Source organism: Aeromonas sp. 55A (assembly GCF_051919665.1).
GTDB lineage: Bacteria > Pseudomonadota > Gammaproteobacteria > Enterobacterales > Aeromonadaceae > Aeromonas > Aeromonas veronii.
Map to the genome: position 1 here is coordinate 3,897,635 of NZ_JBQBEH010000008.1, position 24,546 is coordinate 3,922,180.

General features: G+C 48.6%; 23 protein-coding genes and 2 pseudogenes. 15 read left to right on the plus strand and 10 right to left on the minus strand.

Going from position 1 to position 24,546, the window contains the following annotated elements; all coding sequences use genetic code 11:
- The first annotated feature begins 70 nt into the window (after positions 1–70).
- Genes pseB through ACTG2G_RS21945 form a run of 10 tightly spaced genes read left to right on the plus strand, consistent with a single transcriptional unit; the run spans position 71 to position 9,580 of the window.
- A complete protein-coding gene (gene pseB, locus ACTG2G_RS21900; protein WP_421385971.1) occupies positions 71–1,075 on the plus strand; it encodes a UDP-N-acetylglucosamine 4,6-dehydratase (inverting) in 1,005 nt (334 codons plus the stop codon).
- The gene (gene pseC / locus ACTG2G_RS21905; RefSeq protein ID WP_421385972.1) at positions 1,072–2,214 is read left to right on the plus strand and encodes a UDP-4-amino-4,6-dideoxy-N-acetyl-beta-L-altrosamine transaminase; all 1,143 of its coding nucleotides are present in this window, start codon (positions 1,072–1,074) and stop codon (positions 2,212–2,214) included. Before pseB ends, pseC begins: the two co-directional genes overlap by 4 nt.
- Positions 2,205–3,050 (plus strand): aldo/keto reductase, encoded by an 846-nt coding sequence (locus ACTG2G_RS21910; protein ID WP_421385973.1) that lies wholly within the window; start codon positions 2,205–2,207, stop codon positions 3,048–3,050. The genes pseC and ACTG2G_RS21910 overlap by 10 nt, the downstream gene beginning before the upstream one ends.
- A complete protein-coding gene (locus tag ACTG2G_RS21915) occupies positions 3,047–3,802 on the plus strand; it encodes a cytidylyltransferase domain-containing protein (RefSeq protein WP_421385974.1) in 756 nt (251 codons plus the stop codon). Before ACTG2G_RS21910 ends, ACTG2G_RS21915 begins: the two co-directional genes overlap by 4 nt.
- Entirely contained in the window at positions 3,799–5,088 is a 1,290-nt protein-coding gene (locus ACTG2G_RS21920; protein ID WP_421385975.1) for an aminotransferase class III-fold pyridoxal phosphate-dependent enzyme, read from the plus strand. The genes ACTG2G_RS21915 and ACTG2G_RS21920 overlap by 4 nt, the downstream gene beginning before the upstream one ends.
- Positions 5,089–6,549: a GNAT family N-acetyltransferase gene (locus ACTG2G_RS21925; RefSeq protein WP_421385976.1), complete on the plus strand. Its 1,461-nt coding sequence runs from the start codon at positions 5,089–5,091 to the stop codon at positions 6,547–6,549.
- Positions 6,539–7,219, plus strand: coding sequence for a PIG-L deacetylase family protein (locus tag ACTG2G_RS21930; RefSeq protein ID WP_421385977.1), 681 nt, complete (start codon positions 6,539–6,541; stop codon positions 7,217–7,219). The genes ACTG2G_RS21925 and ACTG2G_RS21930 overlap by 11 nt, the downstream gene beginning before the upstream one ends.
- Positions 7,220–7,900 (plus strand): methionyl-tRNA formyltransferase, encoded by a 681-nt coding sequence (locus tag ACTG2G_RS21935; RefSeq protein ID WP_421385978.1) that lies wholly within the window; start codon positions 7,220–7,222, stop codon positions 7,898–7,900.
- A gap of 23 nt (positions 7,901–7,923) precedes the next feature.
- Complete coding sequence (gene pseI, locus ACTG2G_RS21940; RefSeq protein WP_421385979.1) at positions 7,924–8,970, plus strand: pseudaminic acid synthase; 1,047 nt, start codon at positions 7,924–7,926, stop codon at positions 8,968–8,970.
- A gap of 49 nt (positions 8,971–9,019) precedes the next feature.
- Positions 9,020–9,580 (plus strand): GNAT family N-acetyltransferase, encoded by a 561-nt coding sequence (locus ACTG2G_RS21945; RefSeq protein WP_421385980.1) that lies wholly within the window; start codon positions 9,020–9,022, stop codon positions 9,578–9,580.
- Positions 9,581–9,670: 90 nt separating this feature from the next.
- Here ACTG2G_RS21945 and ACTG2G_RS21950 read toward each other — a convergent pair.
- Positions 9,671–9,817: pseudogene (locus ACTG2G_RS21950) on the minus strand (IS481 family transposase); the annotation flags it as partial.
- 216 nt (positions 9,818–10,033) lie between these two features.
- Between ACTG2G_RS21950 and istA the strand changes: the two are divergent.
- Positions 10,034–11,575: an IS21 family transposase gene (istA, locus tag ACTG2G_RS21955; protein WP_059296349.1), complete on the plus strand. Its 1,542-nt coding sequence runs from the start codon at positions 10,034–10,036 to the stop codon at positions 11,573–11,575.
- Positions 11,576–11,589: 14 nt separating this feature from the next.
- Positions 11,590–12,345: an IS21-like element ISAs29 family helper ATPase IstB gene (istB, locus tag ACTG2G_RS21960; RefSeq protein ID WP_059296348.1), complete on the plus strand. Its 756-nt coding sequence runs from the start codon at positions 11,590–11,592 to the stop codon at positions 12,343–12,345.
- Between the two features lie 89 nt (positions 12,346–12,434).
- Here istB and ACTG2G_RS21965 read toward each other — a convergent pair.
- From ACTG2G_RS21965 to ACTG2G_RS22000, 8 genes and pseudogenes are all read right to left on the minus strand, one after another.
- Positions 12,435–12,808 (minus strand): annotated as a pseudogene (locus ACTG2G_RS21965) (IS1 family transposase); the annotation flags it as partial.
- 97 nt (positions 12,809–12,905) lie between these two features.
- Positions 12,906–14,987, minus strand: coding sequence for a motility associated factor glycosyltransferase family protein (locus ACTG2G_RS21970; protein WP_421385981.1), 2,082 nt, complete (start codon positions 14,985–14,987; stop codon positions 12,906–12,908).
- Between the two features lie 12 nt (positions 14,988–14,999).
- Positions 15,000–15,293, minus strand: a complete 294-nt coding sequence (locus tag ACTG2G_RS21975; RefSeq protein ID WP_421385982.1) for a hypothetical protein — start codon at positions 15,291–15,293, stop codon at positions 15,000–15,002.
- A complete protein-coding gene (locus tag ACTG2G_RS21980) occupies positions 15,290–15,703 on the minus strand; it encodes a flagellar export chaperone FliS (RefSeq protein ID WP_421385983.1) in 414 nt (137 codons plus the stop codon). The genes ACTG2G_RS21975 and ACTG2G_RS21980 overlap by 4 nt, the downstream gene beginning before the upstream one ends.
- Before the next feature lie 36 nt (positions 15,704–15,739).
- A complete protein-coding gene (fliD, locus tag ACTG2G_RS21985) occupies positions 15,740–17,152 on the minus strand; it encodes a flagellar filament capping protein FliD (protein WP_421385984.1) in 1,413 nt (470 codons plus the stop codon).
- A 27-nt stretch (positions 17,153–17,179) separates the two neighbouring features.
- Positions 17,180–17,620: a flagellar protein FlaG gene (locus tag ACTG2G_RS21990; protein WP_421385985.1), complete on the minus strand. Its 441-nt coding sequence runs from the start codon at positions 17,618–17,620 to the stop codon at positions 17,180–17,182.
- Positions 17,621–17,653: 33 nt separating this feature from the next.
- Positions 17,654–18,667 (minus strand): flagellin N-terminal helical domain-containing protein, encoded by a 1,014-nt coding sequence (locus ACTG2G_RS21995; protein WP_202004776.1) that lies wholly within the window; start codon positions 18,665–18,667, stop codon positions 17,654–17,656.
- A 584-nt stretch (positions 18,668–19,251) separates the two neighbouring features.
- Positions 19,252–20,268, minus strand: a complete 1,017-nt coding sequence (locus ACTG2G_RS22000; protein WP_421385986.1) for a flagellin N-terminal helical domain-containing protein — start codon at positions 20,266–20,268, stop codon at positions 19,252–19,254.
- A gap of 382 nt (positions 20,269–20,650) precedes the next feature.
- Here ACTG2G_RS22000 and ACTG2G_RS22005 point away from each other — a divergent pair, with 382 nt between their 5' ends.
- Together ACTG2G_RS22005 and ACTG2G_RS22010 are read left to right on the plus strand one after the other, a co-directional pair.
- Complete coding sequence (locus tag ACTG2G_RS22005; RefSeq protein ID WP_129503709.1) at positions 20,651–21,283, plus strand: trimeric intracellular cation channel family protein; 633 nt, start codon at positions 20,651–20,653, stop codon at positions 21,281–21,283.
- 99 nt (positions 21,284–21,382) lie between these two features.
- Positions 21,383–21,775, plus strand: a complete 393-nt coding sequence (locus ACTG2G_RS22010; RefSeq protein WP_042053183.1) for a hypothetical protein — start codon at positions 21,383–21,385, stop codon at positions 21,773–21,775.
- Positions 21,776–21,847: 72 nt separating this feature from the next.
- Here the strand turns inward: ACTG2G_RS22010 and thiI are convergent, their stop codons facing one another.
- Positions 21,848–23,296 (minus strand): tRNA uracil 4-sulfurtransferase ThiI, encoded by a 1,449-nt coding sequence (thiI, locus tag ACTG2G_RS22015; protein WP_421385987.1) that lies wholly within the window; start codon positions 23,294–23,296, stop codon positions 21,848–21,850.
- Positions 23,297–23,473: 177 nt separating this feature from the next.
- Between thiI and ACTG2G_RS22020 the strand changes: the two genes are divergently transcribed.
- Positions 23,474–24,439: a hypothetical protein gene (locus ACTG2G_RS22020; RefSeq protein ID WP_113739236.1), complete on the plus strand. Its 966-nt coding sequence runs from the start codon at positions 23,474–23,476 to the stop codon at positions 24,437–24,439.
- The last annotated feature ends 107 nt before the right edge of the window (positions 24,440–24,546 follow it).

Genomic DNA, 24,546 nt, shown 5'->3' on the forward strand with positions numbered 1-24,546 from the left:
TACGTCTGCAAATGGCATAAAAAGTGCTTTAGAATTCCATAGATACCAATCTTCATCATGGGACACCGTCATGTTTAATGGAAAAACAATCCTGGTTACCGGTGGCACGGGGTCATTTGGCAAGAAATTCATTGCAACCGTGCTATCCCGCTACCAACCCGCACGACTGATCGTCTACTCCCGTGATGAGCTCAAGCAGTTTGAAATGCAGCAGCGTTTCAACCATCCCTGCATGCGCTATTTTATCGGCGATGTTCGCGATGCCGAGCGCCTCGACATGGCGATGCGCGACGTCGACTTTGTGGTGCATGCCGCTGCGCTCAAGCAAGTGCCAGCTGCCGAATACAACCCGATGGAGTGCATCAAGACCAACGTTGGAGGAGCCGAAAACGTCATCAAGGCCGCTCTCAACAATGGCGTGCAGAAGGTCATTGCACTCTCGACCGACAAGGCTGCCAACCCGATCAACCTTTACGGGGCAACCAAGCTCTGTTCTGACAAGCTCTTTGTCGCCGCCAACAATATGGCGGGCAAGAACCCGACCATCTTCTCGGTGGTACGTTATGGCAACGTGGTCGGCTCAAGGGGCTCAGTAGTTCCCTTCTTCGACAATCTGATCAAGAGCGGCGCCAGTACGCTACCTATCACCCACCCCGAGATGACCCGCTTCTGGCTGACCTTGCAGCAAGGCGTAGATTTTGTTCTTAGCAACTTCCAGCGTATGCGCGGAGGCGAATTGTTCGTGCCGAAAATTCCGTCGGTCAAGATCACCGATCTGGCGGCAGCCATGGCTCCGACCCTTAAGCAGGAGATCATCGGCATCCGTGCGGGGGAGAAGCTGCACGAGGTGATGTGTCCGGCTGACGACTCTTTCCACACTTATGAATTCAATGATTACTACGTGATTGCCCCCAGCATCAGCTTCACCAGCCGCAACAATGATTTCAGCGTTAATGCTCTGGGTGAAACAGCCACACTGGTTGCACCGGGCTTTGAATACAATTCCCTAAATAATCAGCACTTTCTGTCGATAGCCGAACTAAAGAGCATGAACCAGCAGGTATTGTCCGAATGATCCCTTATGGCCGCCAATCGATCAGCGATGCCGATATAGAAGCCGTCGTTGCCGTACTGAAATCTGATTATCTGACCCAAGGCCAAGCCGTTCCTGCTTTCGAACAAGGACTGGCCGATTACTGCCAAGTGCCGCATGTGGTTGCTTGCAGTAACGGCACCACTGCGCTTCATCTGGCCTGCGCAGTACTGGATATTGGCGCCCAAGATACAGTTTGGGTTTCTGCGGTCAGTTTTGTTGCCTCGGCGAACTGCGTTCGCTACTGCAATGCCAACGTTGATTTTGTCGACGTTGCCCCTGCTACCGGTAACCTCGATGTAGTGGCACTGGATAAGAAACTGCAGCAAGCTATGCGCACCCACTCCCTTCCAAAAGCGCTGATTGCTGTACATCTGGCCGGACAGCCCTTCGATCTCGAAGAGATCGGTGCGCTCTGTCGCCAGTACGGAATCGTTCTGATCGAGGATGCCTGCCATGCACTGGGTGCCCACTATCAAGGGTCACCTATCGGTAGTTGCCGTCACAGCGATATGACGGTCTTCAGCTTTCATCCTGTCAAACCGATTACGACCGCAGAAGGAGGCGCCATCACCACTAGGGATCCGGAACTCGCAGCCAAATTGCGGCTATATCGCAGCCACGGGATAACTCGCGATCCTCAAGCGCTGTTCATGCCCTCTCCCGGAGAATGGTATTACGAGCAACAACTTCTGGGCTTCAACTATCGCTTGACCGACATTCAGGCGGCACTCGGGCTTAGTCAGTTGAGCCGTCTTGATCAGTTCATTACTCAGCGTCGTGAACTTGCCAGGCGATATGACGCGCTGTTATCCCTCTTGCCAGTCCAGCCGTTGCAGCAGAGTAATAATCGCCAGAGCGGTTATCACCTCTATGTCATTCAGGTGGCTGAACGCGATCAGGTGTTTGCCCGCCTGCGTGCTGCCGGCATTGGCGTCAACGTTCACTATATTCCTATCCCTGCCCAACCCTACTACCGTGGGTTGGGACATGACCCAGCAGACTATCCGGGCGCACAAGCCTACTATCAGGGAGCAATCTCTCTTCCACTGTTCCCGGCTCTGACTCTTTCAGAGCAGCAACAGGTCGTAGATGCGCTGGAGCAGGCTCTATGCGGCTAGCTCTGGGCACAGTGCAATTCGGTCTGGATTACGGGATCAGCAATCACGACGGACAAGTCAGTGATGAGGAACTCGACGCGATCATTGCGTTAGCTCATCAAGCAGGTATCGATACCCTGGATACGGCGCAAGCCTATGGCAATGCCGAGCAGAGGCTGGGGCAAAGAGATATCACCGGCTTCACTCTCATCGACAAGCTGGCACCAGGGCTACCGCTGTCCGATGTCAAGGCAGCGCTCAACAACAGCTTGCATTTGCTGGGGCGAAAACGGCTCGATGGTTTGCTGCTGCACCGTAGCCAAGATGCCTCACCTGCCTTGTTCGAGTTACTCACCGATTTGCAGCAACAGGGCGCGATCGGAAAACTCGGGATCTCCGTCTACTCCCCGGAGGAGCTCGATACCTGGAGCGCAGCTGGCTATCCTCTGGAACTGGTACAATTACCTGCCAATTTGCTCGATCAACGCTTTTTACGCACTGGATGGCTCGACAAACTGGTAGATATGGGGTGTGAAATCCATGTTCGCTCGCTCTTTTTACAGGGTCTGTTATTGATGCAACCAGCGCAGCGACCTGACTATTTTCAGCGTTTCGCTACCGCACTTGAACGGTTTGACCACTGGCATTCCTCGGTGGCCCCGCTTGGCAGAGCCCTCTCCATCATGACAGCCCTACCACAGGTAAGCCGCTTTGTTGTCGGTGTTTGCCATGCCCAAGAGCTGGCCGCCATCGTTGCGGCCAGTCAAGTACAGCACGAGTGCTACGAGGCCGATATCGCACACCTGGCGTCTATGGAACAGGAACTTATCAACCCCGGACTCTGGAGAACACGATGATCTTGGGTATTCTGCAGGCCAGAACCAGTTCTTCCCGCCTGCCCAACAAGGTACTAAAGGAACTGCTGGGCGAACCCATGCTGGCAAGACAGATTGAACGACTGCAACAGAGCAAGCTGCTGGACAAACTGTTGGTTGCCACCAGCGATCAGCCGGAAGATCGCGCTATTGCAGAGCTGTGCGAGAGGTTGAATATCCCCTGTTTCTGCGGTCCTCTTGACGATGTGTTGCTGCGTTTCTATCTGGCGGCTCAACCCTACAGTCCGACCCATGTTGTGCGTCTCACCGGTGACTGCCCACTGGCTGACCCTATGGTAATAGACGAGCTGATAGCCCTCCATCTCTCGGGCAAGTTCGACTACAGCAGCAACTGCGGCAATCCCAGTTATCCGGATGGGCTGGATGCCGAGATCATGAGTGGAGCGACTCTGGCAACCTTGCAGGAAAAGGCCGCCACGCAGACCGAGCGGGAACATGTCACCTATTACGTTCGCTGTCATTCCGAACAGTTTTCTATCGGCGAACTGCAGCGCTCGCCTTCGCTGGCCCACCTGCGCTGGACTGTCGATGAGCCTGCCGACTTTGAACTAGTAGAGCGAATTTATCAGGCTCTCTATCCTGCCGACCCAACCTTTACGACCGACGATATCCTCGCCCTGCTGGCGCAGCAGCCGGAGCTGACGACACTTAATACCCGGCACAAGCGCAACGAAGGATTGGCTAATTCGCTGGCCAAGGAGAATCATATATGACCTCACGTTATCAACATTCACTTGCTCTCTCGGCACGGGCGGAACAGAGCATTCCACTCGGCTCCCAAACCTTCTCCAAAAGTCGCCTCTGTTTCCCCTATGGCGCCGCCCCACTCTTTATCGAGCGCGGCAACGGGGCGCATGTTTGGGATGTAGATGGCAACGAGTATCTTGATTTTGCCAGCGGCCTACTGGCCATCAGTCTTGGATATTGCGATCCGGATGTGAATGAAGCGGTAATGGAGCAACTCAGTCTTGGCTCGATATTCTCCCTTCCCCACCGGCTGGAAACTGAAGTCGCTGAACAGCTCATTGAGCTCATCCCCTGCGCCGAAATGGTTCGCTTTGGCAAAAACGGGACTGATGCCACCTCAGCCTGTATCAGGCTCTCCAGAGCAGTCACAGGCCGCGAGCGGGTAGCCGTCTGTGGCTATCATGGCTGGCAAGACTGGTACATCGGCTCAACCACCCGCCATTTGGGAGTCCCCGAGTGCGTGAGAGAGCTGACCCACAGATTTGACTACAACGATCTTGCCTCGCTGCAGTGCCTGCTGGAAGCTCACCCGGGCGAGTTTGCCGCCGTCATTCTGGAACCGATGAATGTAACCTGGCCAACCCCGGATTTTCTGCCTGGTCTGCGCCAACTCTGCGATGCCCATGGCGCACTACTCATCTTTGATGAGACCATTACCGGTTTTCGCTACCACTTGGGCGGGGCACAGAGCCTCTTTGGTGTGACGCCGGATCTTGCTGCGTTCGGCAAAGGCATGGCCAATGGTTTCCCGATTTCCGCCGTTGTTGGCCGCCGCCAATATATGAAACGGATGGAAGATATCTTCTTCTCCGGCACCTTCGGCGGGGATGTAATTGCCCTCGCTGCGGCCAACGCCGTCATCAAAAAGATGCGGCGACTGGATGTACCAAAGAGGCTTGCAGAGCGGGGACAACAGGTACTGGATGGGCTCGATAGCTTGCTAAAAGAGATCGATGCCCCAGCTTGGCTGCAAGCCGCCGGACATCCGAGCTGGAGCTTTCTGCTGGTTGCGGATTCAGTAAACCACTCTACCTGGCTTCTCAAGAGCTATCTGATCCAGGAGTTGTGCAAGCGAGGGATCCTCACCCTTGGCAGTCACAATATGAATCTGGCCCACAGCGAACAGGATGTGGCCGCTTTGCTGGCCGCCTATCGCGACATACTGCCAAAACTCATTGCTCACGATCACGACAAAACCCTTACCGCAGAACTTGATGGCAAACAGATCCAGCCTGTATTCAAGGTGCGCTGAATGATTACGATGTGGATTTTTACAGAAGGTGATCAGCAGAGAGGATTAGGACACCTAAGTAGATGTTCTTCATATGCTACTGCATGGGAAAAACTAGGTGGCAAGGTTCAGTGGGTGATTGATGGAGATTCAATTGCAAAGCAGTTTATCGATAATAAAACTGTCATATGGAAACGATGGCAATACGAAAATACTACCGGGTCATTTAGTCTAGATATTGCGCTGATAGATAGTTACTGCACATCATTAGCGCAGCTAAGAAAAATATCATCATCATTCAGAATAACAATATATCTCGATGACACTTTTCGTCTACCGTATCCAAATGGAATTGTAATACATCCACAATCAAACTCAACTCCTTTTATTAAAAGTTCATCCTATTGGCTAATGGGTTCATATTGGCAACCAATTCGGCCAGAATTTCTTACTACTAAAAATAAAATATCAAACTCTATTATCAACAACATTCTAATTATGATCGGTGGAACAGATATTATAAACATCACCCCCCGTATAATAGATATACTTAGAGAAGCATACCCTAGCGCACAATTACATATCATAGCAAAATCACACAGCGAACCTTACCATAACTGTACCTACTACTCACACATTAGCGCCAATAAAATGGCCGAATTGATGCGTCAATGCGATATATCTATTTGCGCAGCAGGACAAACTATTTTTGAGCTTATTGCATGCTTGCTACCATCCATAATTATAAAAACCGCCAACAATCAATCCTTACAATTGGATAACATGTCTCATTATAACTTATTTGAAGTGGTGGATGACTGGAATCATAAAAATATAACCAATAATATATACTCAAGACTGTCAAATATAAATAATCATAATGTAAGATGTGGTTACATTGAAAGAATGAAGAAATACAATCTATGTGATGGTGCAACTCAACTCTCTAAGCTTATTTTTGATTATTATAGAATGTCAACTGTTTTAAATTATAATGAGTTCACACTAGTACCATTTACTCAACTGTCAACAGCCGACAAAATTAAAGTATTATCTATTAGGAATAAGATTAGCGTACGTAAGGAGATGATTAATACAAAGAGAATATCAAAGTCATCCCATTTTAAATTCATCAAATCACAAATAAACAAACCATTTGATATTAACTATGCAATATTTTATGAAGGCATAATTTTCGGTTCTACTGCTTTACGTGAGATAAATTGGATAAAAAAAGAAGCTTGGTTAGATATTTATAGACATCCAAGTGATAAATGGTCTGGATTTGGTCAACATATTTTATCTGCAGCAAAACATATAGCGTTTAATATTGCTAAATTTGAAAAGCTAAAATTAAGCGTTAAAATTACAAACCACAGGGCTTTAAGCTTATATTATAAAAATAATTTTACTGAAGATAGCATAAAGGATGGCATTATTGAAATGTCAATCCTAAGGAAGGAAATAGAGAATGACACATAATAAAAAAACTATCTTAGTGATATCCGCACACCCAGATGATGAAACCATTGGTTGTGGTGGAACCATTGCAAAGCATATTAGCCAAGGTGATAGAGTTTACGGATTATCATTTACCAATGGTATTAGTTCAAGAGATAATATTCAAGACCATGACATTTTATCTCGTGATAGAGAAATAGCATCTGACATGGCAGCTAACATCCTTGGTTTTACATGGGTTCGAAAGGGACAATATCCAGATAATATGCTTGATACCATACCACTGTTAGACTTAGCAAAATATATAGAAGAAACCAAAATAACTATTTCACCAGATGTTATATATACTCATTCATCTGCTGACCTTAATATAGATCATAGGCGAGTCCATGAGGCAACACTAATTGCCTTTCGGCCTCAACCTAATGAAATATGGCAAGAGATTAGGGCTTATGAGGTTGCATCCTCAACAGAGTGGGGAATTAAACCATTTAGTCCAAATTTATTTGTAAATATTGACTCCTTTATCTCTAAAAAGGTTAAAGCATTAGAATGCTATTTAATGGAAATGAGAGACACACCGCATCCAAGGTCTATTCTCTCCATCGAAAACCTTAATAAAACCAGAGGTTCTCAAGCTGGGTTTAATTATTCAGAAGCTTTTGAAATAATTAAATCGAGGGCATTTTAAATGAAGTATGCAATTGCTTGTAAAAGTGCCAATTTTTGGCATCAACTCAATGAGATATCACCTGAACTGATTAATAATGCAAGTTGTATTTTCAAATCTCCAGATGATTTATTATTGCTATCGAAAAAAGATATCGATTTAATTTTCTTTCCACATTGGTCTTGGGTTGTTCCTGATGAGTACATAGAAGAATTCATATGTATATGTTTTCATAGCACCCCTTTACCCTATGGCAGAGGCGGCAGTCCCATACAGAATATGGTATTGAATCAGCATAAAGCTACTCAAGTTGTGGCTCTTAAAATGACAAAACAGTTAGATGCTGGCCCGGTATATCTGCGAAAAGAAGTATCTCTTCTCGGTGGAGGTGAAGAGGTTTTTCGCAGAATATATAAAACTATAATCTCTATGATGAATAGCTTACTGGTTGAACTACCCATTCCACAACCCCAAGATGGGGATGTTGTAACATTTAAGAGAAGGAGCAAGGAGCAAAGTAGACTAGATATGAATTATAATATTGAGTATATTTTTGACCAAATCAGGATCTTAGATGTTGATGGCTATCCTCCAGCATATATTGACATTGGTGATTATAGGTTGACTTTCTCGCACCCATCGATGAGATTATCTGGATATATAGACGCACATGTTCGCATACAAAAAAAACCATCCACTTAATGGTGTTTTTAGAGGTATCCATTATGAATAATTTTACTATCAATGACCGTGTGATTGGCTTAAATATGCCCCCATATATCATCGCCGAACTCTCAGGAAACCATAATGGTCAACTGGCAAGAGCCTTAGCACTCGTAGATGCAGCAGCCAATGCGGGTGCTGATGCTATCAAGCTGCAAACCTATACCGCCGACACCATGACAATCGACTGTGATCTGCCAGATTTTCATATTCAGGGCGGTTTGTGGGATGGCCATACCCTTTACGAGCTCTATAACTTGGCCCATACCCCCTGGGAATGGCACCAACCTATCTTCGAGCGGGCAAAGTCACGCGGATTGACTATCTTTTCCACCCCGTTTGACGAGAGTGCGGTCGATTTTCTTGAAGAGTTAGGTACTCCTGCGTACAAAATTGCCTCATTCGAGGTCACTGACCTTCCCCTGATCCGCTATATAGCTCAAAAAGGAAAGCCGGTCATTATCTCTTCTGGTATGTCTACTCAAGATGAGATTGCCCAAGCCCTAGCCGTTTTGCGTGAAAATGGTTGCCCACAGATCCTGCTTCTTCATTGTGTCAGCGGCTATCCCACTCCTATTGCCGATATCAATCTCAAGCGGATCACCCGATTGGCTGAGACCTTTTCAATACCCGTTGGTCTATCTGATCACACTCTGGGTAATACCGCCGCTCAGCTGGCAATAGCATTGGGAGCTGTGGCTATCGAGAAACACCTGACACTTGATCGATCTGATGGTGGTCCGGATGCCGAGTTTTCCCTTGAACCACATGAACTGAAAGAACTATGCAGCCAAGCAAAACTCTGTTGGCAAGCTTTGGGGTCAGGAGAAAGTGGTAATAACCAAGCTGAACAGGCAAATATGAGATTTCGTCGTTCTTTGTATTTTGTTACCGACATTCCTGCGGGCACCACCATAAAGCCGGAACACATTCGACGGATCCGGCCAGGTTATGGATTACCCCCTGGAGTCTTATCGCAAATACTTGGAAAGAAGACTCATCACAACATACATCGAGGCAAAGCTGTTAGTATGGATGATTTCATATAGTGTGAAACAAGACCTATTTATAACATGATGGTGATATGAGTGGTAATATATGACTGATTTAGTTTCCCTGAAATACAATCCAATTCAAGGTAATAACATAACCCTCAGAAAGCTTTTGCTTTCTGATATTAATGAGACATATTGCTCATGGTTGAATGACCCCGATACTAATCGCTATCTAGAAGCACGACTAATTAATTGGGACATCGAGAAACTGCGTCACCATTATCTAATCAACGATGATATAGATATACTGATGGCTATTATAGATAACAAAAAAAACAAACATATAGGAAATCTAAAACTATCTGCCATCGATGAAATACATCGCAGAGCTGAGTTAGGGATTTTAATTGGTGATAAGGATTATTGGGGAAAAGGTGTAGCAACAGAAGCAATCAATTTAGCCACTAATTATTGTTTTTCAAAACTAGAGCTACATAAGGTCACTGCTGGTGCTTATAAAGAAAACTTAGGTTCCATAAAAGCGTTTTTAAAAAATGGATATTGCATTGAGGGTGAAAGAAAAGAGCATTTTTTGATGTCTTACGGTTGGACTTCATTAATTCTTTTAGGTAAGTTAAAAACCCATGACACATCAACCAATTAAATTATGGGTAATGCCTCCAATCAGTTGAAATGGTGCCTTTCTGTACAGATCTAGTTATCACCTGACACCGGCCTCAAACCGGTGTCTTGTTTACGCTACTTTAGTGCGCACTTCCTTCGGTATCAATTTCAGACCCTTCTTGAACATGCTGTAGGGGGTTTGACCCTCCATCATCCTGCCCTGATGTGCCCGCTGGGTGTTGTAGTGTTCCAGGTAGTTATCCAGGTCTGTCTGCATATTCCGGCCGATCATGAACACCGATTCCGGTTCAACGTGAACACCATTTCCGGACCAATGTGAACGCTCATTCCGGCTCAACCTGAACACTTTGCTCCTCCTTTCCGGAAACAGTGTTCAACATCCCGGAATCACTGTTCACATTCACCGGAATCATCCTTAACGCATTGATTTAACAACCTTTGATACGCTCTCCCTTTTGCCAGGGAAGAGCCTATGTCTGCCAAGAGGATTGCAATGCGTAAAATTCGTGAAGTGCTGCGACTGCGGCTGGAAGCTGACCTCTCTGTTCGCCAGATAAGTTGCTGCACCAAGGTCAGCGTTGGCTCCATCCAGAAACTCCTCAAAAGTGCCCAGACGCTCGGCCTGACCTGGCCCTTACCTAGCCAGCTTGATGATGGCCAACTGGCGGCCCTGTTCTATCCGCAGGCCGATACCACCATCTCGGCCCGCCATGTTGTACCGGATTGGCCCTCTGTCCATCAGGAGCTCAAGCGTAAGGGGGTCTCCAAACAACTGCTCTGGGAGGAGTACACCCAGCGCTATCCCAACAGCTGTTACAGCTACTCCCAGTTCTGCGACCGTTACAAATCCTGGTGTCAGTTGCAAAAGCGCTCCATGCGCCAGATCCACAAGGCGGGGGAAAAGCTCTTTATCGACTACTGCGGGCCCACGGTGCCCATCGCCTCGCCCTCCACGGGGGAGGTCCGTCAGGCCCAGATCTTTGTCGCCGTGCTTGGTGCGTCCAACTACACCTTTGCCGAGGCTACCTGGTCACAGTCACTGCCGGACTGGTTGCAAAGCCATGTCCGTGCCTTTGAGTTTTTCGGCGGTACACCTGCACTGCTGATCCCCGACAACCTCAAAAGCGGTGTCAGCAAGGCTTGCCGATACGATCCCGAGCTCAACCCCAGCTACCAGCAGTTGGCCGAGCACTATCAGGTGGCAGTGATGCCAGCTCGCCCTTACAAGCCCAAGGATAAAGCCAAGGCTGAGGTGGGTGTGCAGATCGTCGAGCGCTGGATCCTCGCCCGCTTGCGCCACCAGACCTTTTTCTCGCTGGCCGAGCTCAACCAGTGCATCCGGGCCTTGCTGGACGAACTCAACGAGCGCCCGTTCAAGCAACTGCCCGGTAACCGGCGCGAGGCGTTTGAGCAGTTGGACCGCCCGGCGCTGGGACCACTGCCGGTGCATCCCTATCGCTATGTCGCCATCAAAACGGTCAAGGTCAACATCGACTATCACGTCAGCTATGAGCAGCACCACTACTCGGTGCCACACCAGTATGTGGGCCAGCAACTGGAGCTCCATGCTGGCGACACTTTGCTTCAGGTCTATCACCAGCAACAGCTGGTCGCGAGCCATCCGCGTAAAACCATCCCGGGGATGAGCACGATCCCGGAGCACATGCCGGAACGCCACAGCAAGCAGCAACGCTGGACGCCAGGCCGTCTCAAGCAGTGGGCTGCTGATATCGGACCGGGCACCTTGTGCTGGGTGAGCGAACGGCTGGAAGAGAAAGCCCATGTCGAGCAGGCATACCGACTCTGCCTGGGGCTACTGAGTCTTAGCCGGGAGTATCCGCCATCACGGGTCGAGGCCTGCTGTCAGTTGGCTAATCGGGAAGGACTGGTGCGACTCAAACAGCTCAAGTCGGTGCTGACCAGTGGCCGCGACCAACTGCCCGAAAGCCCGCTGAGCTACCCAGAGTTACCGCAAGAGCACGAGAACATCCGTGGCCCCCAGAGCTTCCACTAAAGAGGATACGCCCCATGACCCAACAAACCCTGACCCGCCTGAGAAACCTGAAACTGACCGGCATGGCGGATGCAGTGCAACAACAACTGGAACAGGCCAGTACCTACGAAGGGCTGCCCTTCATCGAGCGTCTAAGCCTGCTGGTCGAACACGAACAACTGAGCCGGGAGCAACGTAAACAAGCTCGGCTAGTCAAGCAGGCGCGGCTCAAACTCCAAGCCACGGTGCAAGAGGTGGACTACCAGTCTGCACGCAACCTGGAGCGGTCACAGGTTGCAAACCTGGCCCAAGGAGAGTGGCTGCGCCGAGGCCAGAACCTGCTCATTACCGGCCCCTGTGGCTGTGGAAAAACCTACCTGGCTTGTGCGCTGGGCTACCAAGCCTGTCAGCAAGGGCATAGCACTCGTTACTACCGGCTGCCGCGTCTGCTACTTGAGCTGAGCCAGGCCAAGGTAGATGGCAGTTACGCCAGACTGCTGGGTCAACTGGCCAGGATAGAGCTACTGGTCCTCGATGACTGGGGACTGGAAGCGGTGAATGCCGAGCAGCGCAACGCCCTGCTGGAGATCATGGATGATCGGTACGGGAAATACTCGACGGTAGTAGTCAGTCAGCTGCCAACTGAAGAGTGGTACGCGAGCTTGGGTGACAACACCCTGGCAGATGCGATCCTGGACCGGCTGATGCACAACGCTCACCGGCTGTCACTGAAGGGAGAATCGATGAGAAAGAGGAGAAGTGAGTTGACCCAATCTGAACAGTCGAGTTAGAAACGGGATGACGTGAGCGCGTTAAGGATCAGGGTGTTCACGTTGGCCGGAATGGCTGTTCAACTTCGCCGGAATACGCATCTGTCTGCATTATTTTTGTTACCTACATACGCCCATTGCTCATCGAGTTCACAGATAAACGTCATCGAGCACCACCTTTTCGGAGGTTACTTGCCTTGGGGTGAGTTTTTTAGGGCCCGTATGACGGTGTTGATGCCAATCTTGAGGACGCGAGCAGTATCACGGACACCTGAACCGTTGAACGCCATATCAACAATCTTGTCTTTGACGCCAGGCTTGCGGGCTTCATAGGTGTAGGTGAGCTGAAACACCTGCGGACAGACGGGGCAACGATAGCGAACATGGCCGGCAGGGTTCTTAACATGGCGATATACGTGGTCAGAGTTGCAACGAGGACAGTGAACGGTGATGGATGCCATGAAGCTATGAGTCTCAAAAGCACCCATCATATCAGCTCAACCGATCGGAGGCATTACCGGATTTAGTTGACCACTACACTTGATGACTGATCTGGGAAACAACGCACAATCAAACTAGATCTAATCAAATAGACCATGATTCTTTACATCAACACTGTCAAGAGTTTTTTTATATTTATTTTTCATCTCGTCAAAATAAAACACCATACTCTCTATCATTTCATTAACAACTATCAGCAAAGTCTCTGAAAACTCAAACTTATATAGTGTAGATAAAATAACAGCAAAAGAGTAATTAAGTGAACCAACTAGAGTTCTATATATGTATTCATAACCATATATAGATAAAACCTTCAGATTATCATAGCTAGCTAACATACATGATATTATTTCCTGCCTAGTATTAAATGTTTTACTCCAAGCCAATATAAATTTATCAACGAAGTCATTAAATAAATCAACCCTAAGTTTTACAGCTAATGAATCAACATCAATCCCCATTGGCTCATAGAGATCTTCTATAATATGATTTATTAATGCATGTTTGTCTAAGCGTTCATTTTCTAATGCCAAATTATTGTGTGGCAGAGGAATCGTTCCATCAATCCTAGCACCATCTGAGCAATTATAAATATTACAACCCTTATAAATTGCGATTAGTCTTTCCATAACTTTTTTTGAATGCCGCATCATATTAGTGGTTTCTACGTTACCACCAAAATTACCAGGCAACAGATGATTGCTTTTTTTTATGATCTGTGTTGATAACTTTTCTTTTGGCAATCCTTTGTCATCAAAATAAAAGCTAAATTTTGAATGGTGATGACTATCACGTTTAAATCCATTATCTATGCCAAATAAATATATATTATTAAATCCAAGTCGACATGCTGTAGCTAACCCAGTATTGCCCACGAGAGGATTAGCAGACTTCAAAATATCTCGCTGAGTTGCTACGGGACAATTCATACCAATAAAAGACAATCCAGGTTCAAATCCTTTGAAGGCCAAACCAACACGATCAAATTGTTCAGCGCAATCTGGGTGGATCACATCAACACTTAAAAATAAGATGTCTTTTAAGTACTCATCATCGTTCAATATTTTATGAGAGTCAGGAACAAGCTTTGTCCTCTCAACTTGCACATGAATATCTGGTTTAATACCAGCACGGTGCAAAGCAGATAATGCACTACCACAACTTAATATTACAACACCATCCTGATATTTTTTCAATGTCTCTAGTGCAAAATCAAGAGAAGGACCATTACCTACGATAAATAATGGAATATCTTTCCATCGATTATCAATAATTTTATCCTTTAGTAAAAAAGGGATATTTTTCCTTATGTTAGCAATTGTATGAGACATCGCTATTATATTGTCATCAAAAAAACCCCAACCACTTGATAAAACAAAAAACTCTTGCTTTGTTCTCTGTATTAAATCAAATATATCGTTGCTTTTATAATGCCAAAATCCAACTGTAGCTGCAGATAAATAAGAACCATATTTCACAGATGCGGCAGCAATATCTAAAATTATTTCATCTTTATTTTGACCTATAAATATATGAACATGTAAGTTTTCCTTGTGAAGGAAATCAAGAAAATCAAACCAATCAAATGTAAATAGTGACGCATAAAAAAGATCAAGATCAGGTTCTATAATAAAAAATACGCTTGGCAAGCATCGTTCATATAAATATGAAATCTGATACCCTAGCCCGACACCATACATTAGCATCAGAGGAATCTCGCTACCAACTGAGCTTAATTTAGGTAATTGGTTATAAGCAGACATCTGTTTTTTCATCATATCATTCATAAAATCCAGATGTATAAATTCCAATGGATTATCTTCTATCGCAAAGCCTAGTGTTTGAATAGAATTACCATTACTTAATGTACGCTCTATCTGTTGCTTACAATCAAAATATGGGTCAACCCCATAAAATGGATTTACACTATTCCCCCACAATAAATTTGGTATCCCATTTTCATTACAAAAAAATTCAAGCTTACTCTTTGGCTCATAATCAAAAAATTGCTCATAAATAGCAGGGATGTATTTTCTGAATGCATCTAGATTACGCTCAAATCTAACAGGAAGCACCTCAACCATTGCAGCCTCTTGTTCTTTCTGGCGATTCAACCTTAATATTTCCGTCTCAAGAAAATCTATACCTTCATTCATATCCATAAGAACGTCCATTTATTTTGAGTGTAGAGTATATAATTGAGCTACTTTGCCAGCTGCCATAATCTCAACCAAACGTCGTTGAATATCACTCATTTCAGACTGTACACGTAAAGACAAACATTCATCTAGGACGAGAACTGACTTAACAGCAACAACTAACTCTGGACTATATTTATCTTTCATACAAAGAGACTCTAATAACAATAGGCGTTCATCAGCAAGACTATTGGCATATTGTAAATTACCGGTAGCAAGTGCCTCGATAATATCCAGCGTCAATTGATGCAACTTATGCACATCATTCATTGCGATGCCTGCTTAGTTAACGCTTTTTTCCGATCTTCTGAAGGTATGGCATCCCAGCCACTCTTAATTGTCAGCATAAGTTGACTAACTTCATCCAAAGGGGCAACATTCATATGTCGACTAGCATCAAGCAAACGAATTTTCATGTAATCATAGAGTGAAAATAAATCCTCTGGCACTTTACCATAAGAAAGATCCAGTGCATCCTGTAAACCATTAAGCAGTGCCATGCATTTAGAAATGGCAGCAGATTTTGCTTCGAAATCTCTACGCTCTATCGCACCTTTCGACTGAGCTAAACGCTCGATCAATCCCTGCATCATTAACTGAATAACCCGGTACGAATCCGCCACAGCCATTTCAGCCTGAAGATTCTGAGTTGTGTATGCTTTGATGTTTTTAAACGACATAATAATCTACCCCAACTCGGCATTACATAAATATCATTATGAGGAACTTTTGGAATTGATAATACTCAAATATGAAGCTGACTTATTCATTTTCGCCAATAGAGCATCTAGACTACCGTAACGAGATCGCAAACTCTCTTCATATTTCAAAACCTGTGCATTAACGTCTGATTGTTTACGGTTAACATCACGTAGCTCAGAATTAAGCGTATCCTCACGTTTTGCTAGCAGTCCTCCGGTCTTAGAATAAGTCTCAAGCTGACTGGTTAGCTTGTCAGCAACCCCATTCTTGCCGCCAAAAACTGCCACTACCTGATCGAAATTCTTGTCGATGGCCTCGTTGAACTTGGTATCGTCAATAGACAATACCCCCTTGTTATCCATCTTTATACCCATCTGGAAAATCGTTGAGTAAGTGGAGGACTTTTGCGAGGGCTCGGTGATAATGCCATTCATCATATTGACCACGGCACGCGTCGTTGCATCACCCGCCAGAGCGCCACCATCATTCTGGCTCTTCCCTGCCACAATAGAGTTGCGCTTGCCAAGCTCATTGCTTTTCTTAACCATTGCGTTGTAACCGTCGACAAAGCTTTTGACCATGTCCTTGATGCCAGCTTTGTCGGTGGTTACGTCAACCTTGTTCGAGCTGTAGGTCTTGACCGGATTACCGCTGGCATCGGTAGAGGTTGTGCTATCCGACTCCCGTAATACAGTCAGTTTTAGCCCGACAATTGTGCCATCAAAGGTATTGGTAGCACTGGTCAGTGTATTGCCGTCAACAGTTATCTTCGCATCCTGAGCATCTTGGCGCTGGGTCAGCTTGGACACGAGATTATCGGTCAACTCGGTAGTACTACCAGTGATCTGTAAATCCTTACCGCTACCACTTACTCCGGAATCAATCATCAGCTTGGATTTACCATCTGAGGTATTCATGATGTTGACGCTGAGACCAAAGTTACTAGAGTCATTGTTTATACGCTTTCGGATGGACTGCAACGAATCCCCCGCCTTGACATCAACATCAAAAGTTTTGTCGCCAGCTTTGAAGGTCAGTTTCCCGTCTTGAGTGATAAGCGGGGTCGTCGATGAGTCGAAGGTACCGTCAAATTTACTAGTCTTCGCCAATTGTTCGACACTGACATCATATTGCCCGTTGGATGCGCCCTCCTTGCTCTCCACCTTGAGTACGGGTTTGTCCTTATCCTGAGTAACGTTGATAGAACGCTTGTTGAATGCATCGTCTTTCGCCATGGCCTTTAGTGTTGTCACGAACGAAGCAATGGCGGACTTCAACTGCCCTACGCCAGAGAGAGTGACCTGAGTGTTGGTCTTCTTGGTGGTGATGGGCCCCATCAGTTGTGCCGTTTTGGCATCAACACTAGCAGCAATGACTTTCTCTAATTCCAGTCCAGAACCCGCACCAGCAGACGTAATAGTGGCCATTCTCACTCTCCTCGTAAAACTTGCGTATTAAATCTCTTTATCAAGCAGTAATCCGACTCTTGAGCCACCACCAGTTACATCACCTTCACGTAGATCCTTGAGGCGCTTGCTGATAGCCAGCAACTCTTCACTTGGGATCTGACGGATCATTGACTTGGTATTGGCGTCCATCACCTTGATAACAACTTGCTCGAGATCCTTTTCGACGCTGAAGTTGACGGTCCATCCCTGCAACTTGCTGAACTCCTGCAAGTTTTGCACCTCTTTTTCAATGCCCTTATCTGAGACATCGGATTTGCGAACCTTCTCTTTGGCTCGCTCCTCTTGTTGCTTTTCCACATCCTGTGTCATCACCCGCTGCTCTTCCGCCATGCCAGATAGCACTTGAGCGGCCGATTGGCCGCTCTTGCTACTTGACTGAAGAGAAGAAGGAGTGACCGATGAGGGAATTCCAATGTCATTGGCCATATCGTCGCTCCTTTTCTATCTCATCGCTACTCGTTAACCCAACAGGGACAGAGCAGATTGCGGTCTTTGGTTGGCTTGCGCCAGGATACTTGAGGCAGCCTGCTGCAGAATGTTCTGTTTGGTCAGGTTGGCGGTTTCTGTCGCAAAATCAGCATCACGGATACGAGAACGTGCGGCACTCAAGTTCTCGGACACGTTGGACTGGTTGCGAATCGTAGAATCAAGCCGGTTTTGCACTGCACCCAACTCTGCACGCTTGCTGTCAACAACTTGAATCATCTTGTCAAGGTTGGCAAAAGCCAGCTGGGCATTAGAACCTGTAGACCCGGATATATCATCTATATTGGCCCAGTTAACTGGCGTTGCAGCCGTAGCTGGTTGCGCCGGCACTCCGGGGATTGCAGCGGTGGTTCCTGAGGAAGCAACAGACGCAACCGATGCTGTCGAAGCTGTTCCGTTCTGCTGCGTTACAGTCCAAGCATCATCGCCACTGGTCGCAGTAGCAGCAGCAATCGTGGCGCTACCTTTGGTTGCACTGGCGATGCCTGACATGCTAAAAGCAGTCGTCATCTTGAAAGAAATTGTCTGCCCTGCATCGGCACCGACCTGAAAAGTGCCTGAATAGCCACCGGACAACAGCTTCTGTCCCCCAAAGGTAGTGTCATTGGAAATACGATTGATCTCGGTAGACAGCTGCTTGTATTCAGCCTGCAAAGAATCCCTATCATCTTTCGTATTGGATCCGTTAGCTGACTGCTGAGCCAAAGTGCGCATGCGTTGCAGCATAGATGTCACTTCATCCATTGCGCCTTCTGCAGTCTGAGCAACAGAGATCCCATCGTTAGCGTTACGATTTCCCTGATCCAGACCATTAACCTGAGAGGTCAAACGGTTAGCGATTTGCAGACCGGCAGCATCATCTTTAGCACTGTTAATACGCAAGCCGGATGCCAGTCGAGTATACGAAGTATCCAAGGACTTGGTGGTATTCATCAAGTTACGCTGAGCGTTCAGTGATGAAGTATTTGTGTTGATATACATGGCCATAAAAAATTCTCCCGAAGAACATGCGACTGCAGGTTGCGCCGTCTAAACGAGACGACGTCCCACCGTTTGAAGAGCAGGTTGAACATTCCTATCTCTTCTGGCGGGTGTCTGTTTGAACGAACAGGTCACCCGCAGTAGTGCAAACGTTGGATTCCGAACACCCCTCGATTGCTTCACTTTATTTAACGGCTGCGCAGAGACAAGCTTTAGGAAAATTGTTGCCTAAAGCGGCAAGTTTTCTCCGGCAAGCGGCAACAGTACATGAATTGAGCAGCCGCATCATGAAAATCTCAGCTGATGATGACCCAGTTTACGGAATGAGGTGAGTTGGCACGGTTCATGCTTTAAAAGGACTGAGTGACGTCAATTTGGCGGCACAATAAAAAGAGGCCGGTAAACCGGCCTAAAGATGAGCATATGCTCAGGAGAATATGACCAAGCGTGACAGAAATGAACAGCTGTACAACACTTGGCATTACTAGTAGAGAATTATATCTCTCCCGATAGAACAGAGTGCAACCCGAACACCCCTTTGTTCCATCTCTTGACCAGGGCGGCCTGAACAACCGCCCTGTTTTCTTTTATTAACCTTGCAGCAACGAAAGGGCTGACTGAGGACGCTGGTTGGCCTGGCCCAAGATGGTGGAGGCTGCTTGTTGCAAAATGTTTTGCTTGGTCAGGTTTGCGGTTTCTGTCGCAAAGTCTGCGTCACGGATCCGTGAGCGAGCGGCGCTGACGTTTTCGGAGACATTTGCCTGATTGCGAATAGTTGAATCGAAACGGTTTTGCACCGCACCCAACTCTGCACGCTTGCTGTCAACAACTTGAATCATCTTGTCAAGGTTGGCAAAAGCCAGCTGGGCATTAGAACCTGTAGACCCGGATATATCATCTATATTGGCCCAGTTAACTGGCGTTGCAGCCGTAGCTGGTTGCGCCGGCACTCCGGGGATTGCAGCGGTGGTTCCTGAGGAAGCAACAGACGCAACCGATGCTGTCGAAGCTGTTCCGTTCTGCTGCGTTACAGTCCAAGCATCATCGCCACTGGTCGCAGTAGCAGCAGCAATCGTGGCGCTACCTTTGGTTGCACTGGCGATGCCTGACATGCTAAAAGCAGTCGTCATCTTGAAAGAGATTGTCTGCCCTGCATCGGCACCGACCTGGAAAGTGCCTGAATAACCACCAGCCAACAACTTCTGTCCCCCAAAGGTAGTGTCATTGGAAATCCGATTAATCTCTGTTGATAGCTGCTTGTACTCGGCTTGCAAGGCATCACGATCGTCCTTGCTATTAGAACCATTCGCAGATTGTTGCGATAATGTACGCATTCTTTGCAACATGGAGGTAATTTCATCCATGGCACCTTCGGCAGTCTGAGCAACAGAGATACCGTCGTTGGCATTACGGTTCCCTTGATCCAAACCATTGATCTGGGAGGTCAAACGGTTGGAAATTTGCAAACCTGCTGCATCGTCCTTGGCGCTGTTGATGCGCAGACCGGATGCCAGACGGGTATAGGATGTATCCAGTGATTTGGTCGTATTCATCAGGTTACGCTGAGCGTTGAGTGATGAAACGTTAGTGTTGATAAACATGGCCATAACTATTCTCCTAAGCTATTAAATTTACTCTTCTATTTGCTCAGGCTTTATTATTTTCTGTGCCCGATGCATCTTATTTAACGGCTCGTTTTTGGATGTCTTTAGCATTTTTTTCAACGCTTCATCGCATTAACGCCGCTTACCCTATATATCGACAGGTCGGGGATAAACTTAAGGAAAAAAACGCCCACTAAAACGTGGCAGAAACTCATCGCGCCCCTCCTCCAACAAGGAGGTAAACAGGCACACTCGAGCCCCTCCCTGTCCATGATGCGAGAAAAAAGCGGTGTCGACTCTCAATTTTGTCGAGCACAGTTGGCGATTGGGCTCTCCAGCCCCTAAAATCGCGGCCCCATCAACAATTTGGCGTGAGTTGTTTTCCATGCAGACACTGGTTGAGCAGATTGTTTACATCAGCGACATGTTTGGTACTGCGGTATTCGCGTTTTCAGGGGTTCTGGTGGCGGGCCGGCTCAGAATGGACGGATTTGGCGTCATGGTGTTGGCGGCAGTCACCGCCATCGGCGGTGGCACCATCCGCGACATGATCCTGGGAGCAACCCCGGTGTTCTGGGTTCGCGATCCTCTCTATATCTGGGTGGTCATTGCAACGGCGCTGATCGGGATGTGGATGGTCAAACTGCCCCGCAGAATGCCCTGGTATGTACTGCCCGTCGCGGATGCCTTCGGGTTGGCCCTCTTTACGGTGATTGGGGCGCAAAAAGCCCTCAACTTCGGTACCCCGGGACTGATCGCCGTGCTGATGGGGACCATGACAGGGGTAGCAGGCGGCATGATCCGTGATGTACTGGCCAGGGAAGTGCCTATGGTGTTGCAAAAAGAGATCTATGCAACAGCCTGCATTTTGGGCGGAATCCTCTACACCCTGGCACTGGAGGCGAACATGGACAGAGTAACCGCCATGCTCATCTGTATGACAGCCGTGTTCGGTTTGCGGGTAGCTGCTATCTACTGGCACCTGTCGCTACCAACCTTCTCGCTGCAACGCAACTGAAAGCACACCCGCAGTGGAATATGGCTCTGTGGGTTGTGCGTTGAACCAAATGGGCTTTTCTGTTGTCATAGAAGCAGTCGTTGTTAGCCGGATATTCTCATGCACAAAATCGGTATGCTTACCACTCTCCTCCTTGCGAACGTGACAGCAGCACATGCCGAAGCACAAGCCGTTTTTGGACGACTGGCATCGGCGCCAGTGCAGCAGTTCAACCAGCAGATACGTCAGGCGAACGAGCTACATCAGAAATGGGTCAATGACTACCGTGAGGTAGCACTTCGTTTTGTCGGTCATAGCGACATCCCCAGTCGCATCCATGCACAGCAACTGGATAATGATCTGGTACTCTCGGTTGCCCTCGATGGCAGCAAGAACGACATGCTCTATATCCTGACTCTCTATCGCAGCGATAACCTTTGGCAAATGAGGGGAGCGGAAATGGGTTGGCGTTGCCTGGGGGAGCACTCCTTCACTCCCGTTCCCTGTCCATAAATCCAAGCTCCGAGCTATAAAACAAAAATCCGGCACATTGGCCGGATTTTTTATGGGAGATTGAGCGTCAAATTACGGACGGTAAACTTTGACGTTGGCAAAGCCTTTCTCTTTCAGGTAAAGCGCCTGCAGCTTGCTCATCACGCCGCGATCGCAGTAGAGCAGGTAGGTCTTCTCTTTGGGCAGATCGCCAAAGGCGGTGGCCAGCTTGAAGAAGGGGATATGCAGTACTTCACGACCTTCCACCACCAGCGGCTTCTCGTCGTGTTCGTCGGCAGAGCGGATATCCAGGATCACCTCGTCAGCGCCCAGCACCTGGATGGTTTCCACCTCTTGCACTTCAGCGGCAGTCTCTTCACCGATACGACGGATATCGAGGTAACGGGCCTCGGCCACCACTTTGTCCAGAATGGAGAAGTCAAAATTGGCCTCTTCCTCTTCAATGCGGGAGAGCTCGGCCTTCACAGTCGGCTTTTTGGAGATGACCCCACAATACTCCGGCATGGTCTCGGCGAACTCCAGGGTGCCGATGCGGCGGGCTTCACTGATGATATCCGGCTTGTCCCAAGTGATAAGCGGGCGCAGGATCACCTTGTCGGTGACCCGGTCGATCACGTTCAGGTTGGTGAGAGTCTGGCTGGATACCTGACCCACACACTCGCCTGTCACCAGCGCCGGGATCTGGAACTCATCGGCCACCTTGGCGGCAGCACGCATCATCATCCGCTTGAGCACCACGCCCATCTGACCGTTGTCGATCTTCTCGAGGATCTCGGCAACCACCGGCTCGAAGTCCACGGCGGTGAAACGTACCCGGTGGGAGGAGCCGAAACGGTTCCACAGGTGGTAGGCCACCTGCTTGACGCCGATTTCGTGGGCAGCACCGCCCAGATTGAAGAAGCAGTAGTGCACGCGGCAGCCGCGCTTGATGAACTGGAACGATGCCACGCCGGAGTCAAAACCGCCGGAGAGCAGGCTCAGCACATCTTCCTGGGTCGCGATGGGCATGCCGCTCAGGCCCTGATGGATGGCGCTGACAATAAAGAGCTCTTCGCCGTCGATCTCGAGGTTGATCTTCACATCCGGGTTCTTGAGGCGCACACCATTGCTTTCGCAGTGCTGGTTCAGTCCACCGCCCACATAGCGCTCAATCTCGAGAGAGGAAAACTCGTGCTTGCCGTGGCGCTTGGCGCGCACGCAGAAGGTTTTGCCCTTGAGCTGGTCGCCCCACACGGCTTTCACCTGCTCGAAGATGTCGTGCAGATCGGTAAACTTGCTGACTTGTACCTCGAGGAAGGCCTGAATGCCGGGAATGCAGGCCAGGGCTTCGATTGCCTGCTCGCGGAACTGGTCATTGCGGGAGCTCACGATCAGCTTGTCCCAATCCATCCGTACGCGGGCATCGTCGTCGAAGCGGCGCAGGACATTGCGGATATTGCCCTGCAGGATCTTGATAAAGCGCTGGCGAACCGACTTGCTCTTGATGGTGATTTCCGGGAACAGCTTGATAATGAACTTCATGGTAATGACTCGGGTGACCTTGATTTAAGGGCGCGAATTATATCAGAACTTTGTGGCCAGCGCCTACTGGATGAGCGTTTGCTCACATTACCCCACGCAGTGTTTGCCGTGCAGCGCCAATCTTGCGTATATTCCCGACCCTGCGCCTCGCCAGATTTTTGACAACAGACTGATCCGATGAAGACCTATATCTACTACCCCGGCATGGAGGTACGTGACGAGCTCTGGCTCAAATTTGCCCTGCTCTATCTGGAGCGGCTCGCCTTCGTCTTCACCGTCAGCGAAAAGAGCGGTCTCACCGCCCTGCTCGATACCCTTCAACAGCAGACCGATCTGCTGGCCGAGCGGCCCGATGCCGCCTTCTTTGCCGCCATTACCCCGCAACTGGAGAACCAGATAAGCGGCCTGGTGGCCCCCGATTTCGTCCGCCACAAGGTGTTTGGCAACAAGGAGCTGATTGGTCGCTGGCGTCAGGAGGCCAACCACGACTGCTTCTGCCCGGATCAGGCGGGGCTGGAGCGGCTGCACGGCTTTTGCCTTACTCACGGCTTTGCGACCCGGGATGAAGGGGGGATCAGAATGGCGCGGCGCTTTGCCAACCTGCTCTCCATGCGTCTCGCCCGTGAGTGGGCACTCGCCAATGACGGGGCGCTTATTACCGATCACGACTATCTCGACCGCCTGCTCCATCTGCTCGAATCCCGCTACCACAATCGCGGTGGTCAGGATTGCTTCCACCTCGAGATCCCGTTGCAAGTGCCCACTCACCTGGCCGACATTCCGTTTGCAGAGCTGATTGCCCTGCGCGGGCGCAGCGGCTTTCGCCAACAGCTGGCCGAATTTCATCTGGCCATCGACAACCTGCTCGCCATGCTGGGTAGCGGCTATGCCGACCCGGCGGCCCTGACCCGCCTTGAGCAGGCTCAGCAAGGGCTCAATCAACTGCTCGGGCCCGAGACCCTCAGCATGCCACTCACCACCCTGGTCAGCACCAGCCTGCCCGCCGTAGCCATGCTCCACCAGTTAAAGGCGAGCCACCCCGAAAGCAACCTCATCTTCCATCCCATCAAGAAGAGCCACTTTCACCAGCGCAAGAGCCAGCACTTCTTCACCCGGCTCGGCCATCTGCGCCAACCGGGCTGAATGGGCGGAATGAAAAAGGGGTTGGCATTTGCCAACCCCTCTCGTTATCTGCGGCCTACCAATCATCACCACGATGATTGGCCCGCTCTTGCGCCTGCCTGCGCGCC